The organism is Novipirellula caenicola, assembly GCF_039545035.1.
In the GTDB taxonomy this organism is placed as follows: Bacteria; Planctomycetota; Planctomycetia; order Pirellulales; family Pirellulaceae; genus Novipirellula; species Novipirellula caenicola.
Genome location: NZ_BAABRO010000020.1, coordinates 12,855 through 39,785, shown reverse-complemented (window position 1 = coordinate 39,785; position 26,931 = coordinate 12,855). Strand labels below are relative to the sequence as shown.

The window sequence follows — 26,931 nt, the reverse complement described above, 5'->3', positions numbered from 1 at the left end:
GCAGGGTCCCCGGCGTTGCTCGCTCAAACAGGCGAGGGACGTCGATCCGCCGCGACGCGTCCGATTGATTCACTGCGTCAAGCCGACCCATCACCGACGCTGCTTGAGGGAGCTGAAATTGTCACCCATCCTGGGGCGACGCCAAAGGTCATGTCGTTGTTGATCGACGGCACGACCATCATCCGCGTGGCGAGCGAAATGGACGTTCCCCCCGGTGCCAAGCGAATCGATGTGTCGGGCAAGCGAATTTATGCGGGACTGATCGATGCGTTTCACGAGGTCGAACTTCCCGAAGACCCCGTAGTCGAGGGAACCGGGTATTGGAACCGCAATATCACCCCCGAATACCATGCCGCGTGGGTCAGCGGTGACAAACAAGCCGACGACGGCAAACGCCGCAGCCAAGGAATCACGACGCAGCTGCTCGCTCCGAGCGGAGGCATTTTGAAAGGCCGCAGCTGTGTGGTCTTGTTGACGGATGCCGATCACCCGCAGCGGTTGTTGCGGCCCAATGTTTTCCAGCATGCGACGTTGACCGTGCCACGTGGAAAGAAACGCGACAGCTATCCCACATCACCGATGGGCGCTACGGCGCTGCTGCGGCAAGCATTGTACGACGCGGTCTGGTATCGCGACGCCAATCGGGTTTACCAGCGAAATACAAGTTTAAATCGTCCCGAGCCGTCACTGGCTCTCGATCAATTGTCGCATCAGATCACCGACGGACGATTTTTGTTCGACGCGGACAACGAACGCATGGCGATTCGTGCCGAAGCGATCGCCGACGAATTCTCGCTCGATATCCTGCTGCGTGGTTCGGGACGCGAGTACCGCGGTTTGGATGAGATTGCCGCGACGGGGCGTTCGTTTTTATTGCCCGTCGATTTTCCCAAAGTGTTGGCCACCGAGACCTTGGCGTCGATCAACGACTCGACGTTGACCGATTGGATCCACTGGTATTTTGCGCCCGAAAACCCCCAACGCTTGCATGCTGCCGGTGTCGAATTTGCCTTGACCACCGATGGCTTAGACGATCCGCAAACCTTTTTGAAGCAGGTTCGCGTGGCCGTCGATCGAGGCTTACCACGCGAGATTGCCCTGGCCGCGATGACGACCACTCCGGCAAAACTGCTGGGAGTGGAAGACCGTGTGGGCGAAATCAAACCGGGGATGCTTGCCAATTTGGTAATCACCGACGGGGATTTGCTAGACGATTCCACCAAAGTGCTCGAAACCTGGGTCGCAGGCGTTCGGTATGAAATCGCCGAGGACGCCGCCGACGACGATGGGCTCGAGGGCGTATGGAGCACCCCGCTGACGATCGATGGCAAACGCGTCAACGCCGAGTTGGTGTTTGAGCAGAACGAAAAGTCCTTCTCGGGCTACGTTCGCCTGGCCAAAAAGAAGAGCGACAAGAAGGCAAAGCTCGAAAAGCTGATTCGGCAACGCGACCGCGTCTCGGCTTCGATCAAACTGCACTCGCTGTCGGATTCGTTCGACCAAGGCGTTTGGCAATTGACCGTTTTGAGGGTGCAAGAGGATGACCCGAAATCGCCTCGTTTGATGGCCACGTTGCTCTCGCCAAGCGGAGTGTCTGAAAGATGGTTGCTCAAACGCATCGAAGATTCGAAAGCGGACCCGAACAAGAAAGAAGACCCAAGCAAGAAAGAAGAACCAGCCAAGAAAGCCGAGTCAGCGGAGAAAGTCGAGTCAGCGGAGAAGACAAAGTCATCCGAGGCTGGGCAAGAGATTGCGTCCGTCACGGACCCGATCGAATTGGTCTATCCGCTCGGTGCATTTGGGCTGACGGAGCCACCCGAGCAGCCAGCTTTGGTGATGTTTCGCGGCGCGACGGTGTGGACGTGTGGCGACGACGGCGTGATCAGCCCGTGCGACGTGCTGGTTCGTGGTGGCGTGATTGCCGAAGTCGGACAAAATCTGAAGGTCCCCAAAGACTGTGTGCAAATCGATGCCAATGGGAAACACATCACGCCGGGGATGATCGATTGTCACTCGCACATGGCGACCGATGGCGGGATCAATGAGGCAGGGCAAGCGGTCACGTCCGAAGTGCGTGTCGAAGACTTTATCGACAACACCGACATCACGATCTATCGGCAATTGGCCGGTGGGGTGACGTCCGCCAATATCCTGCACGGTTCGGCCAATCCGATTGGCGGGCAAAGCCAAGTGATCAAATTGCGTTGGGGCGGAACGATGCAAGCGTTGAAATTTGCCGAAGCTCCGCTGGGGATCAAGTTCGCCTTGGGAGAAAACGTCAAACGCAAACCAAACCGTTACCCGACGACACGCATGGGGGTCGAACAGATTTTGCGCGATCAGTTCCTCGCGGCGCGGCAATACGAAGCGGCCAACACCGCTTGGCACAACGGTGTCCGTGATCAATTGCCTCCGCGACGTGATTTGCAGCTCGATGCATTGGTCGAAATTCAGCGAGGCGATCGTTGGATTCATTGCCACAGTTATCGGCAAGACGAAATTGTGGCCACATTGGATGTGCTCGAAGAGTTCAATATCCGCATTGGTACGCTGCAACATATTCTCGAAGGCTATAAGGTCGCCGATCGAATTGCCGAGCATGGAGCGATGGCGTCGACGTTTGCGGATTGGTGGGCGTATAAGTTCGAAGTCTATGACGCTGTCCCTTACAACGGTGTTTTGATGCATGATGCCGGGATCGTAGTTTCCTACAACAGTGATGATCCGGAACTCGGCCGTCACTTGAACACCGAAGCGGCAAAGGCCACCAAATACGGCGGTGTGCCTGAGCAAGAAGCGTTGAAATTTGTGACGTTGAATCCAGCCAAGCAGCTTCGCATCGACGACCGCGTCGGATCGATTGAAGCAGGAAAGGATGCGGATTTGGTTGTTTGGAGCGGGCGTCCGCTGTCGACCACGTCACGCTGCGAGCAGACTTGGATTGATGGTCGCCGCTACTTTGATGTCGATCAAGATCGCAAGCTGAGACAACGTGATCGCGAGCTTCGTTCGCGGATCATTCAAATCGCCTTGCAAGAACCAAAGCAAGAAAAGCCACAGGACGAGAAAGACAAAGTCGAGGAAGAGGATCGTTGGACACGCATTGATGTGTTCTGTAACGCAGGGCGAAACGCCGGAGGTGTACAATGAAGATTTTGAATGTCATCGGTTGCTTGTTGGCGTTATGCAGTGCGGTCGGCGTCGGTAGCGCGGCGGCCAATGATCAAATCCCTGGCCCCGAGCAATCGCGACCGCTGTTGATCCGTGGTGCAACGCTGCACACGGTCGACGGTGATGTGATCGAAGCCGGGGATCTGTTGTTCGACAATGGCCGGATCGTGGCGGTTGGAAACGACATCCAGCCAGAGAAAGGAACGCAAGTCATCGAAGCCGCTGGAAAGCATGTTTATCCAGGGCTGTTTGATGGAATGACCGATCTCGGGTTACGCGAGATCACGGGAGTCGATGTCACCGTGGATCACGCCGAACGAGGCGACAAGAATCCCAACGTTCGATCATGGGTTTCGGTGAATCCCGATAGCGAACTGATCCCGGTGGCGCGAGCCAGCGGCGTGTTGTTGGCGCATGTAGCGCCGGGAGGACGATTTTTTCAAGGTCAATCCGCAGTCATGCAGTTGGATGGCTGGACGGCTAGCGAGATGAATTTGTCCGCGCCTAGTGCGATGTGCGTTTCTTGGGGAGCGACCCAAGTCAGCGATGCGGATCCCAAGGCCGAAGCGAAAAAGCGTGATCAGAAGTTAGAGGAATTGGATCAATGGTTGGATCGAGCCGCTCGTTACGCCGAGCAGCGAGCGGCGGGATCGGCGATCGAGGACATTCAATTAGAAGCCCTGTTGCCTGTGATCCAAGGGCGTTTGCCGCTGATGATTCACGCGGATCGACGCGACTCGATTGAGTCCGCCGTGGCGTACGCTCAGAGCCGAAAATTGAAGCTGGTGATCTACGGTGGCTACGATGCTGCGGACTGTGCTGAATTGTTGAAACACTACAACGTTCCCGTGATCATTGCGGGAACGCTGCGTTTGCCGCTTCGTCGACACGATCCATTTGATCATCCCTACACCCTTCCGCAGCGGTTGCAAGCGGCGGGCGTGAAGTATGCCATCGCCGGCGAGGGCCCGGGGTATCCAGGCGGTGCGTCGAACGTCCGCAATCTGCCCTACCATGCCGGGTGTTCGGTCGCCTACGGGTTATCGCGTGAGGATGCGGTCCGCGCGATCACGCTTTCGCCAGCCGAGATTCTCGGGGTCAGCGACCGTGTCGGTTCATTGACCGTCGGCAAAGACGCGACGTTGATCATCGCGGACGGCGACATCTTGGAAACCGAGAGCAATGTCGTCGATGCCTATATCCAAGGTCGCAAAGTCGATTTGTCGAGTCGCCATACCATGTTGTTCGACAAGTACCGCCGGAAATACAACCGCAGTCGCTAGAGATGGCACGCTAAGGATGCTCGGCCACAATCTCGTCAAAGCTATTTAGATGCATCGAGAGATTGTCGGCAGGTTCGTCGGTTGCCACCGCGATCGCTGCGATGAACGATTCACGCGGATGAAACGAAAAGAATTTCCAATCTCGATCGCTTTCCAATTTGGGATTGAGCATTCGGATTGTGGGCGTGTCGTCGTCGATGTTTTCAAACGCAAAATCCGACAGCGGCGTGTGTAGCCCCGTGCCAATCGCTTTGATGAACGCTTCTTTGAGCGTCCATACCTTCAAAAACGCCAACTTGCGTCGCGCGGTGTCGGTAAACGATTGAACGTATTCGATTTCAGGCGTCGAGAAATACCGTGTTGCGAGTTCGGGATCGGTGCGTCGTTCGAGTCGTTCCACATCGACCCCGAGCAATTGATGTTTCGCATGACCGATTCCACACAAGACTAAACCGTCGGTGTGCGCGATATTGAACGGAGTCGAAATTTCGGCCGGTGACTTGACCGCCGGTTTGCCATGTTGCAGACAGCAGAACTGAATCGATTTTGGCGATACGTTGGCTGCGCCCGAAAATTGGCCGAGCAGGTGTCGAGCCATCCCACGTCCGACAATGTGTTGGTTGCGGCTTGTCATCACGCGGAATCGATCGGCCCGCTCGCATTCGGATTCATCGAGCCATTGGTGACAATACGCTTCGATCGGACCAGGATGCGAGGACGAGCTCGTCGCATGCCACACGCTCACCACCGCTTCGTCGTTGGAAAAGTTCGATGATGCACGTGCGGAGGACATCGCAGTCGGACAGGCAGAGGAGTGAGATGAGGGAAGCATGGCCGCTATTTTCGTTAAAACCGCGAGAGGCGAAAGGAGTGCTAAAGTCGCCGTAAACGAAAACGATTCAAAAGGTTCAATGAGGGCCGGGGGCCGCGGTCGATTTAATGATAACCAACCGTATCCTACGCGCCGTTGAGTTAGTTGACACCGTTTTCTTGGGTGACGAATGCAAACGATGATTTTAGCCCAAATGCAGCAGGCACAGCTATTGATGTTGGCTGGGTTTGTGATGTTGGGATGGGTTCTAGCCCGCCGCCAAATCGCATTGCGGAAACGGGTCACCCAGGATTCGCGGGCCGCCAACCGGGAACTCAAAGCGATTCAGAAACGCAAGGATCCCGTGGCGCCCCTTTCGGATGCCCCCGTGGAAACTCAGCGTTGGCAAGTCGCGATGTTTGACCTGCAACGTGAATTGACCGCCGAATTGGATACCCGTATCGCGGTCGTGCAGACGTTGTTGCGGCAAGTGGACGAGCGAATCGAGACGCTCGCCAACGTCCAGCCCGATGCTTCGGTCGCCAATCCTACTGCCGAGGACGAGCATCACACGGTGTTGCAGTTAAGAATCTCAGCTCTGAGTCACGCGGGGCTGACGGCGCAGCAGATCAGCGAGAAGCTTCAATTGCCGATCGGGGATGTCGAACTGATGCTCAGTTCCAGCCCCGCGGCGTCTTAATTCGCTGCAGCACGCTGGAGCCCCAAAATCCATTCTCTCGCTTCGGCGGCCAGAAAGAACGAACCGCAAATCACCAAGCCGCCTCCGGGGCTGGCCAATTCGCGTCCGCGTTGGCAAGCCTCGATCGCATTAGCGATCACCTGCGTTCGTCGACGATCGGTTTCGGGCACCATCGTCAACATCTCGTCCGGTTCGCGGTAGCGTGGGTTGCCGCTGTATTTGGTCAGCACGAGGTGAGTCGCTTTGGGGGCCAAGGCGGCCAGCATCGGTTCGGCCGACTTGTCTCGGCTGGTTCCAAACACGACGGTGATCTCGCGGTCGGCCAAACGGTCGTGGATCGTTTTGATCAACGCGGCGATCGAATCCTCGTTGTGGGCGGCATCGACAATCGCGACGACGTCGTTGTCCAATTGGAAACGCTCGATACGCGCGGTGCAGTTCAGCGAGGCCAAACCCGAGGCGAACGCGGTTCCGGGGACCGCTAGACCCGATTCGGCCAACAGATCTGTCACCGCGATTGCCACTGCGGCATTGCGAGCTTGATGATCCCCTTCCATCGCCAGCGTCACTTCGCGGGATTGGCAAAGCGGGGCCGTGCGCCCTTGGTAGCACAGTTTGGATCCCCAATCACCGCTTGGTTCGATGGAAATGAGAAAGTCTCCGCCGGGGTGTCCTGCATCGTTGATGGAGGCCCCGGCCGGGGCAGGCGTTTCCGCTAGCTGGTACAGCGGGGCGTTTTGCTCGGCGGCCGTCCGCTGGATCACCTCGATCGCCGCGGGGCGGGCAACGCTCGAGACAACCGGGACGTTCGGCTTGATGATTCCCGCTTTTTCGGCCGCAATCTCGGCGATCGTATCGCCCAGCACGTGTTGGTGGTCGAGTCCGATGCTGGTAATCGCCGTCACCGACGATGAAAAGACGTTGGTGCTGTCGAGCCGTCCGCCAAGTCCGACTTCGAGAATGATGGCATCACACGCTTGGGACTGGAAATGCAGCATCGCCATCGCGGTGGTCAGCTCGAAAAACGTCGGCCCCGGGCCCGGTTCGCGATCCATTTCCTCGACCACGCCGCGAATCCGATCGACTAGGCCGACGATTTCATTGGCGGTGCAAGGGACGTGATTGATCCGAAATCGCTCTTCCAGCTGATTTAAATGGGGCGAGGTGTAAAGCCCCGTGCGATAGCCCGCGTTGCTGAGGATCGCGGCGACCATGGCGGCGGTCGATCCTTTGCCCTTCGTACCGGCGATATGGACGAGCGGAATGGGGGGCTTGGACGAATTTGCATGGACATGATCGCCCAGACCGATGCGTTCTGACAATTCGGCCATCCGCCGCAGCCGAAACGGGTACCGCGTCGGCGTGGTCGAAATCCGTTCGTAATTGATCCGCTCGTACAGGAAATCGAGCGAGTCTTGGTAGCCAGGGGCAGTCATGAACGTGAGACGACACGAGACGAGGAATGCGGCCGACGGAGGCGCTGCGACACTGGCTTCCGAAGCCAGAGCGTGTTTTTTAGGCTTTTAGGTAGCGGATTGGCAATCCGTGATGCGTTGCCAGTGCGGTTTTGGCAGTGTCCAATACAAACCTGAAGTATTCCGTCGTTAAAAATTCGAACCCTTTCCAGCACGACGCCGTAACGTAAAAACCTTTGGAACCCGGTGTTTTTTTTGCTGAGATTCCAAACCGTTACGATCCCATTTTCCTTCTTCTCAACACAGAAAGCGTTTGCTCGTGGATACCGATGCTACTGCGGTCGCTGAGTCTGCCGGCCAACCCGCTCCGAATAGTTCTGCGGACACCGATTCGGGGGTGGTCATTGAAACCCGAAACCTGAGCAAGATCTATCGCGACTTTTGGGGCCGAAAGAAGGTCCACGCGCTGAAGTCGCTCGATATTGAAGTCCGCCGCGGCGAAATCTTCGGTCTGCTCGGTCCCAACGGTAGCGGCAAATCGACGACGATCAAACTGATCCTCGGGTTGCTGTTCCCAACCAGCGGCCGTGTGCTGGTGTTTGACAAGGACGCGACCGAAACGAGCAAAAACGAGCGGATCGGCTACCTGCCCGAAGAATCGTACCTGTACAAATTTTTGACGGCCGAGGAAACGCTCGATTTCTACGGTCGACTGTTCAATATGTCCGGTGCCGACCGAAAGAAACGCGTCGACGAATTGATCAAGCTGGTCGGGCTGCAAGGCGCCAAACACCGCCAGCTTCGCGAATACAGTAAAGGGATGACGCGACGTGTCGGGTTGGCCCAGGCGCTCATTAACGATCCCGACCTGATTTTGCTCGACGAACCGACCACGGGCCTCGACCCGATCGGAACTCGCGAGATGAAGGATTTGATCCTCGCGCTGCGTGACCAAGGCAAGACGGTTCTGCTGTGCAGCCACCAATTGGCCGACGTGCAAGACGTTTGTGACCGGGTTGCGATTCTGCATCAAGGCGAACTGAAGGAACTTGGCCGTGTTTCGGATCTGTTGAAGGTCCAAGACATCACCGAGGTTCACGCACGTGGGTTAAGCGATGCGGCCAAGTCCGAGATCGCCGATGTGATCAAACGGCACGGCGGAACGGTCGAATCGATCGACAACCCAACGACAACGATGGAAGACCTGTTCTTGAACATCGTTCGTGAAAGTGAAAATCGCCCCGGAGCACGTCGGGTGACGAGCGAAAGTGATGTGACGGAGGAAGCCGGTCAATGACGCTACAACCTGAGGATTTCTGGTCATTTTATGAATGGCTTGTCCGTCCCAATGCGTTTCTCGAAAGTGCGTTGCTGCAAGGCATCGTGCTGTTCGTGCTCGCGATTGTGTTGGGATTGATCATTGGATACATGGTCTCGGCTGCCCGCTATGGACCGAGCGAAGGTTTTTACGCGGTTGCCCGCACGGTTCGCGACCTGATTCGTTTCGACTTGCCCGGCACGTCGGCACGCCGCGTGATGGCGCTGGCCCGGTTGGCGTTCAAAGAGGCGATTCGTCGAAAAGTCTTGTTCGTCGTCGGCTTGTTCGTCGTTGGCTTGCTATTAGCCGGATGGTATTTGAACCCCGAAAGCGATGATCCTGCGCGGCTGTACATCAGCTTTGTTTTGACCGCCACGAACTATCTGATCCTCGCCTTGGCGTTGTTCATCAGTGCGTTTTCGCTGCCAGCGGATATCAAGAGTAAAACGATCTATACGATCGTCACCAAACCGGTGCGTCCCACCGAAATCGTACTCGGCCGGATGCTCGGCTTTGTTGCCGTGGGAACCATGATGATGGTTCCGATGGGATTGGCGAGCTACTTGTTCGTCACGCGTGGTTTGCGTCACACGCACCTCGAAGTGACCGATGTGCGTGAACTCAGCAATGGCCGACTCGAAGGCGAAACCGATTACATTCGTGGCCATAAGCACACGTTTTCGATTGACCCTGATTCCGGAGGCCTGGGGCTTACCGACATGGTTCGTGGACACCGCCACGTGGTCACGCAAGCCGAAGATGGCTCGTTCACAATCGGTCCGGCGACCGGCGCCCTGCGTGCTCGGATTCCATCCTACGGTGAAGTCCAGTTCTATGATCGCCAAGGCGACAAAAAGGACGCCGGGATCGACGTCGGTAACGAAAAGGTCCAAGAGGGTTACGGAAGTGCCGGGATCGCGCGATTGGTCGGCGTGACCCAAGGGCCTCGTCGCGCCGAACATGGTTACATCGAAGGCGGAACGCTTGGTGTGGCCGAATTCACCTTTTCCGATGTCACGCCCGAGCGTTATCCCGACGGATTGCCGCTGGACATGTCGATTCGAGCTTACCGTTCGTTCAAGGGCGATATCGTGACCGGGATTCGTGGTTCGATCACGATGAAGCATCCCGATCAAGCGATCAGCAGTAACCCGATCACCTTCATCGTTGACGAATACACCGTCGACGAAAAATTGTTGCCACTCAATATCGAAGGCACCGACGGTAACGAAACGCGAATGCTGAATGTGTTCGACGATTTGGTGGACGAAAACGGTCAGATGTTGGTGCAAATTCGCTGTTTGGACCGCAGCCAATACCTTGGGGTGACCAAGAGCGGCGTCTACTTGCGTCCCGGTGAGAACAGTTTTGGTTGGAACTTGACCAAGGCTTACATTTCGATCTGGTTGCAGATGACGATGATCATTGCCTTTGGGGTGATGTTCAGTACGTTCCTCAGTGGTCCTGTGGCGATGGTGGCGACCGCCGTGTGCGTGTTGCTCGGGTTCTCGGCCGAACAGGTTTACGACACCCGCTACTACATCGATTCGGGAATCGAACGAGGTGGAGGACCGATTGAATCGGTTGTTCGTATTTTGAAACAGGATGCGATGACGACTCAGTTGGACGTCGATGCGTTGGCCGGCAAAGTGATCAAAGCGGTTGATGCGGGAATTGTCTATACGCTTGACGCAATCGCGACCGCACTGCCGAACTTGCCCAAGATGGTCAGTACGGCGGAGTATGCCGCTAGCGGTTTCGATATCTTTGGTGCGTTGTTGGCACGCCATGCCGCCGCAACGCTTGGCTATTGCATTTTGGCATTTGTTGTCAGTTACTTCTTCTTGAAATCGCGTGAGATCGCGGCATGAACCGAACTACTGTCCTCAGTCGCAAACTTATCTACCTCGTCATCCTGTTGGCCATGGTGGTCCCCTTGTACATGCTTGGTCAACCGAGCGGTGGCAGCGGGGATACCGGCGGTCAGCTAACCGAGATGCGGGATAAGTTTAATATCGCCGAAAGCGACCTTGGCGAAATCAGTCCGGCCAGTGAAACGATGAAACTGGCTTCGTTGGGACTTCGCGGAGTGGCGGCAACGCTGTTGTGGAATAAGGCGCATCATTACAAGGTGCTGCACGAATGGGACCGTCTGAAGGCGACCCTCAACAACATCGCACTGCTGCAGCCTCACTTTGACAAAGTTTGGGAGCATCAGGCTCACAACCTTGCCTACAACGTTTCGACCGAGTTCGACGATTATCGCCAACGCTACGAAATGGTGCGTGAGGGGACGGAGTTCTTGTCCAAAGGGGTTCGCCAAAACCGTAACGCACCCCGTTTGGTCTGGTACACCGGATGGTTCTATGGCAACAAAATGGGGATGTCCGACGAGAAGACTCAGTTCCGAAAACTGTTCTCCGAAGACGAAGTGCTGCACGAATCGTTGATGAAACAAGGGATCGCCGTGGACAGCCCCGAGGCGCGAGGTCCCTACTTTAAACCTGACAATTGGTTGGTCGGACGATTGTGGTTGATGCACGGATATGACATCGTCGATTCGGGCGTGAAAATTCGTCGCCAAACCCCGCTGAACTTCTTTGAAACCGGTCCGAAGTGGCGGATCAAGCACGCCGAAGCGATCGAAGAAGAAGGCGTGTTGGATGACCGTGCCCAAAACGCATGGCAGTTGGCATCCGAAGGTTGGCGCCGATTCGGCGAGCGAAGTGTTCCTACGACTTCGCCCTTTACGATCAAATTGGGCCAGCTGGATGAGCTCGTTCGGCTAAAAGCACTGCGGATCGAAGAGTTCAAAAAGACGGTCGGCGACGCGGCGGCCGGAGCGAACGAACATTCCGATTTCATGACGTTGGCGAAACGAGCCGATCCGAAAGTGCGATTGCAAGCGATCGAATTGGCTGGCGAGATTGCCGACCTCGAGCAACGTCGCAACAAGACCGATGGTTACCGTAAACAGATCAATTATCCTTACTGGGATACGTTGTCGTTGGCCGAGCAAGAAGAGCGAACCGTCACCGCGCGTCGCTTGATCTATGAAGCCGAAAAGGCCAACGAAGCCGCCGAGCTGGACAAGGCGATCGATCTGTATGAGCAAGCGTTTGCGATCTGGGCCGAAATCTTTGACGACTATCCGATTCTGACGATCGACGATTCGGCCGAGGATCTGATGCAGTCGGTTCGACGTTACTCAGTTGCGATCGATAGCGAAGAATTGCCAGAGGATTTCCCGCTCAATGCGTTTGTTGAAATGATGGCCGGTGGACGCGAAGTCAGCTCCGAAGTCTACGAGGACATTCGTCTGACTCAGAAAGAGAAGGCCGAGCAACGCAAGAAGGAATTGGAAGCCGAAGAACGCGAACGAGAGCGTCAGGCTGCCGAAGAAATGAAGGCTGCCGAGGAAAAGAAAGCAGCTGAAAAGAAGGCCGCCGAAGAGAAAGCTGCTGAGGAAAAGGCTGCTGAGGAAAAGGCTGCTGAGGAAAAGGCTGCTGAGGAGGACGAAGCGGCCGAGATGAAGAAGGAAGACGAAAGCGAGGCAGAGACGTCCGGCGATGACAAGACCGAAGAGGTATCGCAAGACGACGACGCCCCTGACGCTGAAAAGGCGGAGACCGAAGAAGCGGAAGTGACCGAGGTCGAGACGGCGGACGAATCCGATTCACAAGCGGAGTCCGAGAACGCCGACGAGTCGTAATCGAGATAGAGTCGATCCACGTTTTGACCGGGATCGCTTGTTGAAGTGGATCACCTCGAGCGTCGTCTGCGGTTTTGACTGCGAGAGGTGGCGGTGGTGGGTGTTTTCGCCGCCACGCTAGACCGCCGCTTTGGGTTGCGTTCCGCCATTTCCGCAAACAAACGTCTGTTACGGGGGAACGCGTTTATGACTACCAATCACCCTGCGGATCCGTCCGCGATCTTGCAGACCGCGTTTGGCTTTTGGCATTCCAAAGTACTGCTGACTGCAGTCGAGTTTGGAGTGTTCACCAAGCTTGGCGACCGGCATGTGAGCGGCGCCGAACTTGGTGCGGAATTGGGGCTGCACCCGCGTGGGATCGCCGACTTTTTTGACGCCTTGGTGGCGATGAAGTTTCTTGGCCGCGATGGCGACGGCCCGACATCCTTGTACTTCAACACGCCTGAAGCGGCGTTGTTTCTCGACGAAGCAAGTCCGCGTTACATCGGCGGCATTCTCGTCATGCTGAATGCCAGGTTGTTCAAATTTTGGAACGATCTACCTGAAGCGTTACGCACCGGCAAACCGCAGAACGAAATCAAGCATGGGCAGAAGGGGATGTTCGAGGAACTCTACTCGGACTTGCCGCGATTGGAGCAGTTCATCGGTGCGATGACAGGATTGTCGCGGATCAACTTTGAGGCGTTGGCGGACAAATTTGATTTCTCGGGCTACCAAACGCTGTGTGACGTTGGAGGCGCCAGCGGGCTATTGTGCATCGAAGTCGCCAAAAGACACTCGCACCTGAAGTGCACTAGTTTTGATTTGCCAGCGGTCCAGCCGATCGCTCAAAAACATATTGCTGCGTCTGGGTTGAGCGAACGGATCGACACGGCCGCCGGGGATTTCTTTGCCGATCCATTGCCACGTGCCGACGTGATCACGATGGGCATGATCCTGCACGACTGGAATCTCGACAAGAAAATGCAGTTGATCCAGGCCGCTTATGACGCATTGCCCGTTGGGGGAGCGTTGATTGCCATCGAAGCCCTGATCGATGATGCCCGTCGAGAAAATGTTCATGGGCTTTTGATGTCATTGAACATGTTGATCGAGTTCGGTGACGCGTTTGACTATTCCGGAGCCGATTTCCGTCAATGGTGTGGACAAGTCGGTTTTCAACGCTTTGACGTGATCCACTTGGCAGGGCCGTCCAGTGCGGCCGTGGCCTACAAATAGCCGGAATCGGCGGCCCGTCAACGTTGCCTCTACCCAAACTTGGCCCCGGTCGCCAGTTCGCTACAATGAACAATGGAATTGCACCATCATGGTGCAATTGAAACGGAGCGTCCTCCGCATTGCACCAATTCGATAGAAGCCGTCGTTGTGAAAAAAAAGTTTGCCCTTTCTGCTGCTGAAATCCAACCCCTCGCTGAGGGCTTTGGAGGTTGCTTTGCCACGGACGCGATCACCGTCGATGGCAATCCGGTGGGCTACATGTACCGTGAGGAAGCGGATTTCGAAGAGGACAGCGGGTGGCGTTTCCTGGCGGGAACCGAGACCCAGAAATATCTCGATGACGCCAACAATACCGGTATCTACGACGTCAACGAAATCGCCAACTTTGACCCCGACATTATCCCGCTGCTCGATGCCCCCGAAGGTTCGGCATTCGAGCGAGATGAAGAGAGCGGCGCGTTCGTCGATGTCTCGGATGACGACGAAGAAGACGAAGACGAGGGGTGATCACCCTCACTTCGATAAAGTAGGCTGACACGTTCTCCGTTTCCCGTATACCGGGCTGCAGCCGAGTCCTGGCCGTGCGGATCGAACGAATCGTCGATCCCGTTCGCTTTTGCCAAATCTGCGTTGCGTACCTACGGGGTGATCGGCGAGATCGTGAATTCGTAGTGCAGCGGTTGATCACCCGGGATCGTGTACTGAGCATGCGTCTGTGCTCCCCACGAATTGTCACCACCGACGCCGTGTAGCTTTGCGTCGATGCTGAGCAAATTGAAATCTCGACGCGGCAATTGATAGGGATGGGATGCGGTTTCCACATCCTCGATCGTGAACGGCCATGCACTCATGCTTACGGGAGCTTTGCCGGTGAACTTCAGCCCTCGTCCCGCTTTGTCAACGACGGCGATCCATCGGACGTCGGTCCGGTTACCTACGTCTTGTGGCCGGCAATACGGATGCACCATCTCGTCGACGCTCGATTCATAGACCGCGATCTCACCTCCGGTTTTGCGATCCCAGTACGTTTCCTGCGGGCCACGGCCATACCAACGTACTTGATCCATCGCTTGCGGGACTTTGACTTGCATGCCAAAGCGAGGAATCAGCGGCCGTTCCCCTTGGCCTGGATCGTAGTCGGAAACGACATGGATGTGACCACCGGGGAAAATTGAGTATCGCAGTGTCAATCGAGCATCACCCACGGGCAGATCGGATTCAGTGATGACATCGACGTGGTCTTTTTGTTCCTCGACCATCATCTTCGTCAGCGTCCGCTGGTCGGCTGCATTCCGCCACGCACCCAACCGGCTCAAGTACTTGTTGCGATATTGGTTGTCGTTTGGCGCTTTCCAAAACTGTGGCACAAGCGGTCCGGAAAACAGCGCATGACCATCCACCTCGAGCGAACGGAGTTCTCCGCTGCTCTTCGCAAACGTGGCCACAGTTTTGCCGGCGGTAATTTCCACCTGATCCTGCGTTTCGCTGACCACCACACGGGTAGGTTCCTCGCTATCGGTGGTCAGACTGGTACTCCAATCGTGAAGCACAAATTGGTCCCAAGCGATCCGGTGTCCGGCGTCTGCCCAAGGCAGCGGGGCCGGTAATTCAAAGGAAATGGTTAACAGGATCTCGCCGTTTTGATCGTCCAGCCCATCCACGGGTAGTGTGATTTCGTCGCTTGTTAATGGTGCGATGTCCAAACGGTCGAGCGTTCCCGAGCGAATGGGGTCACCGTCGCGGCGTATCACCCATTTGGCGATGAACTCGTTCAGATTGGTGAATAGAAACTTGTTCTGGACTGCAAACTTACCATTCGCCAAATCGACCGCGGTTACCTTGATGTTTTGGTGAACCTTTTTGACTTCCCAAAGATGAGGATTCAGACGGCGATCCGGTTGGACGAGACCATTCATGCAAAAATTACCATCGTTGGGTTGGTCCCCAAAATCGCCACCGTAGGCAAAAAACGTATCGGGGCTGTTCGCCGGTCGCTGCTGTTGTTGCGTTTTGCGAAGGTCGAGATCCAAGACAAGCCCTTCCTTACCTCGCTGCTGAACGTTGGCGACTTCTTCAGCCGACAGCGGGCGGTTGTAGATTCTTGCTTCACGAATCGGCAGTGATGACACTCGGTTGGTGACTTCGGAATTGCGACCAATGTTGACGTCAAACACACTCGGGTGAATCGTTCCCTGCAATTCTTTTTCACCTACCTGTTTGCCGTTGACATACAGCCGTTGGTGCTTGCCATCGTAGGTCGCGGTGATGCGGTTTTGACCTTCGTGCAGCTGTGCGTTGTCATAGGTAACGTGAAGGCCTTTCCATGCGTCGGTGTACAGGGTGAAGTTGATGCCTTTGGCATCCAATCGCAGCAAGTATTGATGGTCGCCCTTGGAAATCAGCGGGCAAAATGCCGAAGCATGGTTGCCGTTAATCACCGCTTCGAGTGTCAAGGTTTCGGTCAACTGCAACGCCTTGGACCGTCCGACCACAACCGCTCCGGTGACTCCCTTTTCGGCATCCACGTCTCCGATCACGTTCGCGGATAGGTCGCTGTTTTGTTGATCCTTGACAATCACCATGGTGGGGATCGTTTTGCGAAGACCTTGGTCAACCCAATCCCAAATGAATCCACCTTGCAGGTGATCATAGGACTCGATCGCGTCCCAGTAATCTTGGAAATTACCGACGCTGTTGCCCATCGCATGAGCGTACTCGCACAAGATCAGCGGACGATCAGGATTCTTTGACGCGTAACTGACGATCTCGTCAATGCCGGCATACATTGGGCAACGAATGTCGGTGTTTCGGTCGTCGTATCCAGCGCGTTCGTATTGGACCGGACGCGACGGATCGCGTTTTTTGATCCAGTCGTAGTCGTCCATGAAATTCACGCCGTTACCGGCTTCGTTACCGAGCGACCAAATGATCACCGAGGGATGGTTCTTGTCTCGTTCGACCATCCGCTCGGTACGGTCCAGGTGAGCTTTTCCCCAAGCCGGATCCTTCGCGAGCGATTCTTGGCCGTAACCCATCCCGTGCGATTCGATGTTTGCTTCATCGACTAAATACAAACCATATTGATCGCACAGATCGTACCACTGCGGGTCGTTCGGATAATGGCTGGTACGAACCGCGTTGATATTAAATTGTTTCATCAGCTTGATGTCCTCGATCATCGAAGCGGTCGAAACTGTGTGCCCAGTGTCGGGATCATGCTCGTGCCGATTGACACCTTTCAAGTAGACGTATTTGCCGTTGATGTGCAGTAGGCCTTGTTTGATTTCGACCTTGCGAAAACCGACTCGCGAGGTGGTTACTTCGATCACGTTGCCTTGATCATCACTTAATGTCAAAAGCAATCGATAGAGGTTGGGGTTTTCGGCTGACCACAGCTTTGGTGCGACAACGTCTTTGGTCAAGGTTCGATTCGTCGAACGATTCGCGGGAACCTTTCCCGTCGCGATAACGTCGCGAAATACGGTTGCATTTTGATCGTCGATCAATTCGGCTGCGACTGTAAAGCTCTGTTCGCTATTTCCTGAATTGGCGATTTCGATATCGACCGACAATTTTGCGTCTTGGTAGTCCGAGTCCAGATCGGTATGCACAAAAAAGTCACGTACATGCAGCGGGGCTGCGGACCAGAGGAAAACGTCGCGAAAGATCCCGCTGAGTCTCCAGAAGTCTTGGTCCTCCAGGTAGCTGCCGTCGCTATAGCGATAAACCTCCACCGCCAAGGTGTTCTCGCCAGGCTGCAGGAAGGACGTGATGTTAAAAAGTGCCGGAGTGCGGCTGTCTTGGCTGTAGCCAACCTTTTCACCGTTGACCCACACGTAAAACGCCGAGTCGACCCCGTTGAATTGCAAGAACGTTTGGCGATCCTTCCACTGCTCGGGGATGGCGAATTGGCGACGGTACGATCCAACCGGATTGCGTTGATCAAAATTAGTAAAGTGTTTTGGCGGCTCGCCCATCACGCGAGGCGGATCTTTTTTGAACGGATAGGGGATATTGCTGTAAAGCGGAACACCGTATCCATGCATCTGCCAATTGCTTGGCACCGCCAAATCGTCCCATTGGCGAACATCAAAATCAGGACGGTAAAAATCAACCGGTCGATCGCTCGGTTGCTTCACCCAGTTGAATTTCCAAATCCCATTGAGACTTTGGAAGTAAGGCGTTGCTTCGGGGGTGGCTTGGATTGCACTTTCGCGATCCGCAAACGGCAACGACGTCGCACGTGGTGGTTGCTTGTTTTGCGAAACGATCTGTTCGTTTTCCCAATCGTGGGGTTCTGCGGTCGCGGGTGTGGTGTAGCAGCAAAGACAAATGGCACAGGCCGCAAATGTGATCGAGCGTGCGATTAGGGAGGATCGTAGAAGGGGCCGACGATTGCCTTGCGATTCAGAAAGCATCTTGGACTCACTCTCGTTTTGATAGACAGGACAAGCCGCAGATCGTCATGGGGGTGGACTCTGCATCATGTTTTGGGGATCGAATTAGTCTAACGGAATTGCGCTGGGCTCGCACATCAACGACCCTGCAAAACGCTACAATCGGTTGTCATTGCCGAAGACCTGTTTTTCTATCCTCCTTTGCAATTAGTGTTTTCAGACATGGCTCGATTCAAAATCGCGGGTATCAATTTTGATCATTTTCATATGGGGGATTTGTTGCGAATGGTGCACGAACACCCCGACGCCGAGATCGTTGGGCTGTGCGACAATGATCCTCAGCGAATGACTGCTGCGGCAAAATCATTTCAGGTTCCTGAGGACCGCATTTTTACGGATCACGTGGCGTGTCTTCAGCAAACCAAACCCGATCTGGTGATCCTTTGCCCGGCGGCGTCGCAGCATGGCGAGTGGGTCGAAAAGGTCGCTCCGTTCGGTTGCGACATTATGGTCGAGAAGCCGTTTGCCGGGTCGTTGGCCGAAGCCGACCGGATGATCGCGGCCACACAGGCTTCGGGAAGCCGGTTGGCGATCAATTGGCCACTGACTTGGATGCCATCGCATCGCACCGCCAAGCGGTTGATCGACGAAGGCGTGATCGGCGAGGTCCTCGAAGTGCATCACTATGGCGGCAACCGTGGCCCGCTGTGGCATGCCGCCGATAAGGTCGAGCGAACCGCCAGCGACGTCGAGCGTGAAAAACCTAACAGCTGGTTTTACAAGCGAGACCAAGGCGGTGGGTCGCTGCTTGATTATGCCGGCTACGGAACAACGCTGGGGACGTGGTTCATGAACGGCCGTCGCCCGATCGAAGTCAGCTGTGTCGTCGACCAGCCCGAGGGATTGGAGGTGGACGAGCACAGTATCATTGTCGCCCGCTATCGCACCGGTTTGTCCAAATTTGAAACTCGCTGGGGAACCTTTACGGATCCGTGGACACACCAACCACAACCCAAGTGCGGTTTTGTGATCGTGGGGACGCAGGGAACGATTTCTAGCGAAGACTATGCCGGCGTCGTCAATCTTCAAACCGAAAACCAGCCCGCCGCGCACCCGATCGAGGTAGACGTGCTGACGCCGCCTCAGCAGAATCCGGTGCAGTACATGGTCGATGTGATTACCCGCGGAGGTCAAGTCGAAGGACCGCTAAGCCCCGAGATCAGCCGCATCGGTCAACAAATTGTCGACACGGCGGTGCAAAGTGCACAGCAGCGGGCGACATTGCCGCTGCTGGATTAAGCGTGCATCGTCATGCCAATTTGGAATCCTGCTTGAATGGCTTCACTCACTGCAATCCTTTCGATCCAAGCTGCGGAAAAGTCGCATGGCAAAACGCGTGCGCTGCGTGGTTTGTCGCTCGATCTTTATCCCGGCGAGCTGCTTGGGTTGCTTGGTCCGAATGGTGCCGGCAAAACCACTTTGATTCGCTGTCTGGCCGGCCGTAGTCGATTGGATAATGGATCATTTAAATTTGCGTTGGGAACCGATCGCACTCGATCGCTTGGCGTGGTTCCGCAAAGCATCGCTCTATATGACGATTTAACGGCGCAACAAAACTTGATGGTGTTTGGGAAACTGCATGCCGTGAATCGACGCCGACTTGGTCAGCGAGTCGACCAGGCGCTGCAGTGGGCGAACCTTACCGATCGGCGTCACCATCTTGTGAAAACATTTTCCGGTGGGATGCAGCGTCGGCTCAATATCGCATGCAGTGTCTTGCATCGTCCTGCGATCTTGCTTCTCGACGAACCGACCGTGGGAGTCGATCCACAAAGCCGAGGCCGCATCCATGAAATGATTGACGAACTGCGTGACCGTGGGACAGCAATTCTTTTGACCACGCACCAATTGGACGAAGCTCAATATCGCTGTGATCGGATCGCGATCGTCGACCAAGGCAAGGTGATCGGGATGGGCACGTTGGATGAATTGATCGCTAGAACGGTCGGACACTGCCAATTGCTGCGGATCCGATTTCCGCATGTCGTCGATGCAACACGGCATGGTTTGTCGATGGACGAGTCCGGGACGACCGGAACGTGCGAGATTTCGAACCCTGCCACTCAATTGGCTGAAATCTTGACAAGCCTCGAGCGTGATCAACTACAAGTGGCCCAAGTGGTGTTAAAGCAGCCGACGCTTGAGGATGTCTTCTTGCATCTAACGGGCAAGGAACTGCGAGAATGATTGCAACCATTTTTCAAATCTCGCTGTTGCGGTTGTGGAACAACAAACAAGAGCTTGTGATGGTGCTGGTGTTGCCAATCTTGTTCTTCAGTATTTTTGCGATGATTTTCAGCCGGGGCGTCAGCAGCGGTGATGCCGCAATCAACGTTGCGATCGTTGATGACGACATGACCGCGACCAGCCAACGGATCGCAAGTCTGCTGAAGCAACAATCGGCACTGCAAATCGATCTGGGGCTGCTGAATACGACCAAGCGGTGGCCAATCGAGCGACTCAACCGCGTGGTGCTGCGAGACCACGACGTCGCGACCGTGGTGTACCTGCCTCGCGGAATCGAAGCCAATTTGAAATCGCGATCCAAGTCGACAGTCAAACTGTTCAGCGAGGGCAGCAATCCGATCGGCGACCAAATCATTCGTGTGATGTTGGCGCAAGTCGTTGCCGCAGCCACTCGGGATTCGCCGCCGGCAAATTCGCTTGACCCTGCGTCGTCGTCGGCGAGTCTCGAAAGATCGGCGAAGGCAACCACTGCGGACGTCGGAGCGGCCGATTCGCTGATCGACGTCGAGTCCAACAATTTGTTTGGTGCGGGCAAGCACAATCCCAAAATTGCAATGTACGCCGCCGGCATCGCAGTGATGTTCTTGCTGTTTTCGGCGACCGGAGCGGGCGGGAGTCTGCTGGAGGAACACGAAGCCGGCACGCTCGACCGGTTGCTGTCGAGCCAGTTGAGTGTCAGCGAACTGTTGGCTGGCAAATGGCTGTACATCATGTGCCTTGGTTGCGTGCAATTGACGGTGATGTTCCTGTGGGCACAGCAAGTGTTTTCGGTCGATTTGTTTGGCCATCGAAGCGGTTTTGCATTGATGACCTTCTGCACGGCGTCCGCCACGGCGAGTCTAGGCATTTGTCTTGCCGTATTTTGTCGGTCTCGTACCCAATTGACTGCCGTTTCGACCGTGCTGATCCTGACCATGTCGGCACTCGGTGGCAGTATGGTGCCGCGTTACGTGATGAGCCAAGAAATGCAGCAGTGGGGGAAACTGACATTCAACGCCTGGGCGCTTGATGGATACCAAAAAGTATTCTGGTACGATTTGCCCGTCACCTCACTGCGGTTGGAAGTGACCGTCTTGCTCGGGATGACGATCATTCTCGCCTGCATTGCACGGTTGTATGCGGATCGCTGGGATACACGTTAGTGAATTCGAAGCCAACTGTGCGGTTTTGGCACAACCACCTCTCGCTGGATTGCCCTCACCTTCATTGGTTTTGCGTTTTCGCATTCAATGAGAGCGGTCAATTTGGTACCAGGGGTGATCGAGCCAACTTCGTTTGTGCGGATGCGGCTGAATTTCGCCACTTTTTCACCTCACGCAGCAAAATGTCATGCCTGACAGCCTCTACATTGCGACGAATGAAAACGCGACCGGCAAGCGAATGGTTGCCCTTGGGGTGATGGAATTAGCGATGCGTCGTTTCGACCGCGTGCACTTCTTTCGCCCCGTCGTTCGTTCTCGCCCGCACGAAGATCAAAGCATCCGGTTGATGCGATCGCGCTACCAAATCACAACCGACCCAGACGAAATGGCGGGGGTCACGCGAATCGAAGCCCGCCGCATGTTGGCAGAGGATCGTTACGAGGGGCTAATCCAACGCATCCAACAGAAGTTCAAACGTTTGCAGGAGACGTGCGACTTTGTGATCGTCGAGGGGACGAGTTTTCAAGGATTGGCGCAAGAAATCGAATTTGAGCTGAATTCGGATATCGCGGTCAATCTTGGCTGTGCGATCATGCCCGTGTATTCGGCACGGGGCAAAAGTGTCGAAGACTGTATGCAGTCGATTTACATCGGCAACGATAGTATTACGGACCGTGGAGGCCAGGTCATTGCCACGGTACTGAACCAAATTGATGCAGCGAATGAATCGGAGCTGCGGTCGGCCTACAACCAGACATCGTCGGCTTCCCAAGCTCCCTTGTACCTGCTTCCTGAGGAACCGCTACTGCGTCAACCGACGCTTCGCGAGATTCAAGTGGGACTCAATGCGACGAAATTCAGTGGCGACGAAACGACGTTTGATCGCGAAGTGACGCGGTTGAAGGTCGCTGCGATGCTGTTGCCGGACTTTCTCGAGCGGTTGTATCCATCGAGTCTGGTGATCACGCCAGGGGATCGCAGCGATATTTTGGCCGGCTGTGCACTGGCGTCGCTCGATGCGAACGGGCCATCACCAGCCGGAATCTTGTTGACCGGTGGGATGTTGCCGCCGCTGGCGGTCCAGCAATTGATTTGCAACACGTCTGGCATGCCTGTTTTGTTGACGTCGGTGGATACGTTTACCGCGGCAACCGAAGCTTCAAAGATCCGCGCAGAAATCGGCGAACATTCGCCTCGCAAAATTGATTCGGCTCTTGGTCTATTCGAACAATCCATTGACTCCGAGGACCTTGCCACGCGATTGCAGGCGCCCGACACACACCGTGTCACTCCGATGTTATTCGAATACTCGTTGATTCAACGAGCTCGCGAGAAACGTGTTCGCATCGTCTTGCCAGAAGGCAGTGAGCCTCGCATTTTGCAAGCGGTCGATGTGCTTCGCCGCCGTGATGTTGCCGAGATTGTGTTGCTGGGGGATCCGGTTGCGATTCGTGCTGCGGCGAGTCATGTGGGAATTTCGATTTCCGATTCTGGTGTGGAGATCATCGATCCCAAGACCTCACCGCTTCGCGAATCGTTTGTCAACGAATATTACTCGATGCGGAAACACAAAGGGGTGACCTTGGACGTCGCAAGTGACCGCATGCTCGAAGTCAGCTATTTCGGCACGATGATGGTCGCCAAAGGACTCGCTGGCGGGATGGTCTCGGGATCGATCCACACCACTGCGAACACGATTCGCCCGGCGTTTGAGTTCATCAAGACACGCGAAGGTGTCGGATGCGTCAGTAGCGTGTTTTTGATGTGTCTAAAGCATGACGTGTTGGTTTACGGCGACTGCGCGGTGATTGCGAATCCGACGGCGGATCAACTCGCAGAAATCGCATCGAGCAGCGCCAACACGGCGACGCAATTTGGGATCGATCCGCGGGTGGCGATGCTGTCGTATTCGACCGGAGAGAGCGGGCATGGTGAGGATGTTGAACGGGTTCGCGAAGCGACAGCGATCCTGAAACGCAAACGCCCCGAGCTGCTGGTCGAAGGCCCGCTGCAGTACGACGCGGCAATCGATCCCGCCGTGGCAGCCACGAAATTGCCTAGCAGTGCGGTGGCCGGACGCGCGACCGTGTTCATCTTTCCTGACCTCAATACCGGCAACAACACCTACAAAGCGGTCCAGCGATCAGCAGGGGCGGTTGCCATCGGCCCTGTGCTGCAGGGATTACGAAAACCGGTGAACGATTTATCTCGTGGGTGTACCGTGGCTGATATTGTTAACACGGTGGCAATCACTGCGATCCAGGCTCAAGACTCATGAACATCCTTGTCTTCAATGTTGGCAGCACGACGCTGAAATACGCTTGTATCGACTCGGCCTCGGGAAATCGATTGACCGAAGGGCTGGTCGATCGCATCGGTCAAGTGGGCGGTGACGCGGCCGATCATCTAAATGCGGCACGAATTGCATTGGATCGGCACAAGGACATCGACTTGGCCGCGATTGGGCACCGAGTGGTGCAAGGAGGCGCTCGCTTCGCCACACCGACGCTTGTCGATGACAATGTGCTGGTGGAACTGGCCACGCTTGATACGCTTGCGCCGCTGCACAATCCGCCCGCGAGATCGGTCATCGAGGCGATCGCCGCACGGAACCTTTCCGTTCCCCAAGTCTTGGTTTTCGACACCGCCTACTTTTCCAGCTTGCCGCCCAAGGCATACCGCTACGCGATTGCCACTTGGGCATACAGCGAGCATGGTGTGCGGCGTTATGGAGCGCACGGCACGTCGCACCGTTACGTTACCGAACAAGCGATAAATACGCTTGATGCGGCGACCACCGGCCAGCGTGTCATCTCGCTGCATCTCGGGGGCGGCGCCAGCGTTACCGCGTCGATCGATGGCGTTGCCATCGATACATCAATGGGGATGACTCCGTTGGAAGGGTTGGTGATGGCATCGAGGACCGGTGACATCGACGCCTCCGTGCCACTGTATTTGATGCGGCAAACGGGGATGACGGTCGACCAAACGGATGCCTTACTCAACAAGCAAAGTGGATTGCTAGGGCTTTGCGGCGATGTCGATATGCGAACGGTTCTGACGCGGCGAAGTCAAGGCGATGCGGATGCCGCGCTGGCCATCGAGGTGTATGTCCATCGAATCCTAAAATACATCGGTGCCTATTTTGCAATTCTCGGTGGGCTCGATGCCTTGGTGTTCACAGCAGGCGTCGGCGAGAACGCTGCCGAACTACGCACGCTGATCACGACTCCGCTGGCTCATCTAGGGATTGTGATCGATCCCAACGCAAATGAATCGCCGCTGGGCGAGCGGACGATCGCGGATTTAACCCACCCTTCGGCGACCGTTCGCACCTTGGTGGTGGCGACCGATGAAGAGCAAGCGATCGCCAAACAGGTTTACGATCAACTGTTTTCGTGATTGGGCGCACGGGGCCGATTGCGTTCCGCTTGTGGAACGCTCAGGTTTCGGTCTTGGTCACACGCGTGTCGGTTTGGGGGTTGGTTAGCAGACGAGGCAACCGGAACTCACGGTGATCGCATGGGCGGAGTATGATGTTGGAACCGAGTCGGTTCTGCCTCCCTCTCTACCTCGCACCACGGGACATCATGCTACGCCCTATTTCTTTGCTGCCGTTATTCGTTCTCTTGTGGGTTAGTCTGGATGTTTCGCCAGCACTGGCTGAACGCGATCCGATTCGGTTGACGCATGGTCCGATGCTCGGGATGTCGACGGCGCACAGCGTCAGAGTTTGGGGGCGAACTTCGGACCCGGGATCGTTTTGGGTTCAATACGGTACCGCCGAAGATGCCATGGACCAACGGAGCGATGCCGCTCGAACACGAATCGAAAACGACAATACAGGCGTCGTGACGCTAACCGATTTGCAAGCGGACACGCGGTACTATTATCAAATCGTTGTCAATGAGCGTCCGCACGGGCTGCCCGGTACTTTTCGTACGCTGCCAAGTGCTGAAGATTCTCGCAACCCAGAACACAACCCCGACGGTTTGTTCAACTTTCGCTTTCAGATCGGTTCGTGCGCAAATCAAAATCCTCTCAACGGGATTGGCCATCGCACGCCCACCTACGAAACGCTCAACCGCGACTGGGCGGACAAGGTTCATTTTCACGTGATGAATGGAGATTGGCTTTACGAGGAAGAGCGTGAGTATCCCGTCGAAGCTTGGCGTTTAACACAAGGCATCGACGAGGTTCCTCGCGTCGTCGAGGTGATGCCCACGATCGTAGGCGTTTGGGAGAACTACAAACTATATTTAGAGCGGGGCGTCGAGATGGCGCGTTGGCACCGCAACATGCCTAGTTTGTTCACGTTTGATGACCACGAACTGATCAACGATATATGGGGCGCTGCAGAAACAGGAAAACGGCACCGTCGCGCCGTGTTTCGCGATATTGGAACCACCGCTTGGTACGACTATCTGGGCTGGGCCAATCCCGTCGAACACTCGCAACCGGTTCATTTTGGTACCGCTACGATGAAATCCGGCAGCGACTTGTTGGTCGATGCTGATACCGATTTCACGACGCTGCCGCTCGATCAGATGCTGAACCTGCATGTCCACTGGGGGACCAAACAAGCGGGCACCGATGATATGCAGTATGACAACGATGACGGACATAAAAATTCTTATATTTATGCAATCCGCGAAGTCGTCGACGCTCATACATTGCGGCTGCACATGCCTGCAAAAGTCGACGGCGACGTCAGTTACTCGATCGGTCGACGGAGCTACGGAAAGTTCCGCGTTGCGAATTGCGAGTTTTTTCTGTTGGACACACGGGGCGATCGAGGGATGCATGACATCACACAGCGAGACAAGCCCGACGTATCGATGCTGGGCCAACCTCAACGCGAATGGCTGCTGGAAAGCATGCAGCAAAGTGATGCCGATTTCTTCTTTGTGATCTCGACGGTGCCCTTCATGATCCCGCACAGTGGAGCGGGCGGCTACGAGGTTTCCGGAAATAAAGAAGAGGCATGGACCGGGTTCTTCCATGAACGTGAACTGTTGATCGATGCTTGGGAAAAGTTGGGTAAAAAAGTGTTCGTGATGACCGGTGACCTGCATAACAGCTTTGCGATCAAGGTGACCGAAAACATTTGGGAGTTTTGCTGTGGACCGCACAATAGCGTCAATCATGTGCCAAAGTTTGACGAGAGCGATCGCCCGGCCACCGGCATCTTTAAATTCGGGCCTCGTAAATGTGACATTCGCTGGAGTTCGTATATTCTCGACGATCTACCGAGACTCGAGCGGCTGTATCCGCATTTCTGTGTCGTGCAAATCAACAATGTCTTTAATATGCCCAAGCAGCTTGGGGGCAAACGCTTGGTGGCCTATCCGCATCCTCAAGTGATCTTTCAGTATTACGACGGTCGCACCGGAGAACTCGATTACGCTGAAGCGATTTCTCTTGACCGATAGACATTATCCATGGGAGGTTTTCGTG

At 55.5% G+C, this 26,931-nt stretch carries 17 protein-coding genes; 14 read left to right on the top strand and 3 right to left on the bottom strand.

The window, feature by feature from the left end; translation table 11 throughout:
- Nucleotides 1-15: 15 nt before the first annotated feature.
- Complete coding sequence (locus tag ABEA92_RS26345; protein ID WP_345687937.1) at nt 16-3,150, top strand: amidohydrolase family protein; 3,135 nt, start codon at nt 16-18, stop codon at nt 3,148-3,150.
- Nucleotides 3,147-4,454: an amidohydrolase family protein gene (locus ABEA92_RS26340; RefSeq protein WP_345687935.1), complete on the top strand. Its 1,308-nt coding sequence runs from the start codon at nt 3,147-3,149 to the stop codon at nt 4,452-4,454. The genes ABEA92_RS26345 and ABEA92_RS26340 overlap by 4 nt, the downstream gene beginning before the upstream one ends.
- A 10-nt stretch (nt 4,455-4,464) precedes the next feature.
- On the opposite strand, the gene ABEA92_RS26335 is transcribed toward ABEA92_RS26340, so the two are convergent.
- Nucleotides 4,465-5,247 (bottom strand): 4'-phosphopantetheinyl transferase family protein, encoded by a 783-nt coding sequence (locus tag ABEA92_RS26335; RefSeq protein ID WP_345687933.1) that lies wholly within the window; start codon nt 5,245-5,247, stop codon nt 4,465-4,467.
- Between the two features lie 217 nt (nt 5,248-5,464).
- Between ABEA92_RS26335 and ABEA92_RS26330 the strand changes: the two genes are divergently transcribed.
- Nucleotides 5,465-5,965, top strand: a complete 501-nt coding sequence (locus ABEA92_RS26330) for a hypothetical protein (protein ID WP_345687931.1) — start codon at nt 5,465-5,467, stop codon at nt 5,963-5,965.
- On the opposite strand, the gene ABEA92_RS26325 is transcribed toward ABEA92_RS26330, so the two are convergent.
- The gene (locus ABEA92_RS26325) at nt 5,962-7,401 is read right to left on the bottom strand and encodes a bifunctional folylpolyglutamate synthase/dihydrofolate synthase (RefSeq protein WP_345687929.1); all 1,440 of its coding nucleotides are present in this window, start codon (nt 7,399-7,401) and stop codon (nt 5,962-5,964) included. The genes ABEA92_RS26330 and ABEA92_RS26325 overlap by 4 nt on opposite strands.
- Before the next feature lie 298 nt (nt 7,402-7,699).
- Between ABEA92_RS26325 and ABEA92_RS26320 the strand changes: the two genes are divergently transcribed.
- The 5 genes from ABEA92_RS26320 (at nt 7,700) to ABEA92_RS26300 (ending at nt 14,135) form a co-directional block, all read left to right on the top strand.
- Nucleotides 7,700-8,677 (top strand): ABC transporter ATP-binding protein, encoded by a 978-nt coding sequence (locus ABEA92_RS26320; protein ID WP_345687927.1) that lies wholly within the window; start codon nt 7,700-7,702, stop codon nt 8,675-8,677.
- Entirely contained in the window at nt 8,674-10,569 is a 1,896-nt protein-coding gene (locus ABEA92_RS26315) for an ABC transporter permease (RefSeq protein ID WP_345687925.1), read from the top strand. Before ABEA92_RS26320 ends, ABEA92_RS26315 begins: the two co-directional genes overlap by 4 nt.
- Nucleotides 10,566-12,410 (top strand): IRE (iron responsive element), encoded by a 1,845-nt coding sequence (locus ABEA92_RS26310; RefSeq protein WP_345687923.1) that lies wholly within the window; start codon nt 10,566-10,568, stop codon nt 12,408-12,410. The genes ABEA92_RS26315 and ABEA92_RS26310 overlap by 4 nt, the downstream gene beginning before the upstream one ends.
- Nucleotides 12,411-12,596: 186 nt before the next feature.
- Entirely contained in the window at nt 12,597-13,628 is a 1,032-nt protein-coding gene (locus ABEA92_RS26305; protein ID WP_345687921.1) for a methyltransferase, read from the top strand.
- Between the two features lie 147 nt (nt 13,629-13,775).
- On the top strand, nt 13,776-14,135 hold the full coding sequence (locus ABEA92_RS26300; RefSeq protein WP_345687919.1) for a DUF2185 domain-containing protein: 360 nt from the start codon (nt 13,776-13,778) through the stop codon (nt 14,133-14,135).
- A gap of 131 nt (nt 14,136-14,266) precedes the next feature.
- Here the strand turns inward: ABEA92_RS26300 and ABEA92_RS26295 are convergent, their stop codons facing one another.
- Entirely contained in the window at nt 14,267-18,046 is a 3,780-nt protein-coding gene (locus ABEA92_RS26295; protein ID WP_345687917.1) for a glycoside hydrolase family 2 TIM barrel-domain containing protein, read from the bottom strand.
- Nucleotides 18,047-18,247: 201 nt separating this feature from the next.
- Between ABEA92_RS26295 and ABEA92_RS26290 the strand changes: the two genes are divergently transcribed.
- The 6 genes from ABEA92_RS26290 to ABEA92_RS26265 all read left to right on the top strand — a co-directional run bounded on the left by ABEA92_RS26290 (nt 18,248) and on the right by ABEA92_RS26265 (nt 26,906).
- Nucleotides 18,248-19,324: a Gfo/Idh/MocA family protein gene (locus tag ABEA92_RS26290; RefSeq protein WP_345687916.1), complete on the top strand. Its 1,077-nt coding sequence runs from the start codon at nt 18,248-18,250 to the stop codon at nt 19,322-19,324.
- Between the two features lie 36 nt (nt 19,325-19,360).
- A complete protein-coding gene (locus ABEA92_RS26285) occupies nt 19,361-20,272 on the top strand; it encodes an ABC transporter ATP-binding protein (protein ID WP_345687915.1) in 912 nt (303 codons plus the stop codon).
- Nucleotides 20,269-21,474, top strand: a complete 1,206-nt coding sequence (locus tag ABEA92_RS26280; protein ID WP_345687914.1) for an ABC transporter permease — start codon at nt 20,269-20,271, stop codon at nt 21,472-21,474. The genes ABEA92_RS26285 and ABEA92_RS26280 overlap by 4 nt, the downstream gene beginning before the upstream one ends.
- Nucleotides 21,475-21,661: 187 nt before the next feature.
- Nucleotides 21,662-23,752, top strand: coding sequence for a phosphate acetyltransferase (gene pta, locus ABEA92_RS26275; RefSeq protein ID WP_345687912.1), 2,091 nt, complete (start codon nt 21,662-21,664; stop codon nt 23,750-23,752).
- On the top strand, nt 23,749-24,876 hold the full coding sequence (locus ABEA92_RS26270; RefSeq protein WP_345687910.1) for an acetate/propionate family kinase: 1,128 nt from the start codon (nt 23,749-23,751) through the stop codon (nt 24,874-24,876). Before pta ends, ABEA92_RS26270 begins: the two co-directional genes overlap by 4 nt.
- Before the next feature lie 188 nt (nt 24,877-25,064).
- Nucleotides 25,065-26,906 (top strand): alkaline phosphatase D family protein, encoded by a 1,842-nt coding sequence (locus ABEA92_RS26265; RefSeq protein ID WP_345687908.1) that lies wholly within the window; start codon nt 25,065-25,067, stop codon nt 26,904-26,906.
- Nucleotides 26,907-26,931: the final 25 nt, after the last annotated feature.

Bases quoted from the DNA above. Each gene is read 5' to 3' on its own strand.
- ABEA92_RS26340 (WP_345687935.1), top strand. From the start codon at position 3,147: ATGAAGATTTTGAATGTCATCGGTTGCTTGTTGGCGTTATGCAGTGCG.
- ABEA92_RS26335 (WP_345687933.1), bottom strand. From the start codon at position 5,247: ATGTCCTCCGCACGTGCATCATCGAACTTTTCCAACGACGAAGCGGTG.
- ABEA92_RS26330 (WP_345687931.1), top strand. From the start codon at position 5,465: ATGATTTTAGCCCAAATGCAGCAGGCACAGCTATTGATGTTGGCTGGG.
- ABEA92_RS26325 (WP_345687929.1), bottom strand. From the start codon at position 7,401: ATGACTGCCCCTGGCTACCAAGACTCGCTCGATTTCCTGTACGAGCGG.
- ABEA92_RS26315 (WP_345687925.1), top strand. From the start codon at position 8,674: ATGACGCTACAACCTGAGGATTTCTGGTCATTTTATGAATGGCTTGTC.
- ABEA92_RS26310 (WP_345687923.1), top strand. From the start codon at position 10,566: ATGAACCGAACTACTGTCCTCAGTCGCAAACTTATCTACCTCGTCATC.
- ABEA92_RS26305 (WP_345687921.1), top strand. From the start codon at position 12,597: ATGACTACCAATCACCCTGCGGATCCGTCCGCGATCTTGCAGACCGCG.
- ABEA92_RS26295 (WP_345687917.1), bottom strand. From the start codon at position 18,046: ATGCTTTCTGAATCGCAAGGCAATCGTCGGCCCCTTCTACGATCCTCC.
- ABEA92_RS26290 (WP_345687916.1), top strand. From the start codon at position 18,248: ATGGCTCGATTCAAAATCGCGGGTATCAATTTTGATCATTTTCATATG.
- ABEA92_RS26285 (WP_345687915.1), top strand. From the start codon at position 19,361: ATGGCTTCACTCACTGCAATCCTTTCGATCCAAGCTGCGGAAAAGTCG.
- ABEA92_RS26280 (WP_345687914.1), top strand. From the start codon at position 20,269: ATGATTGCAACCATTTTTCAAATCTCGCTGTTGCGGTTGTGGAACAAC.
- pta (WP_345687912.1), top strand. From the start codon at position 21,662: ATGCCTGACAGCCTCTACATTGCGACGAATGAAAACGCGACCGGCAAG.
- ABEA92_RS26270 (WP_345687910.1), top strand. From the start codon at position 23,749: ATGAACATCCTTGTCTTCAATGTTGGCAGCACGACGCTGAAATACGCT.
- ABEA92_RS26265 (WP_345687908.1), top strand. From the start codon at position 25,065: ATGCTACGCCCTATTTCTTTGCTGCCGTTATTCGTTCTCTTGTGGGTT.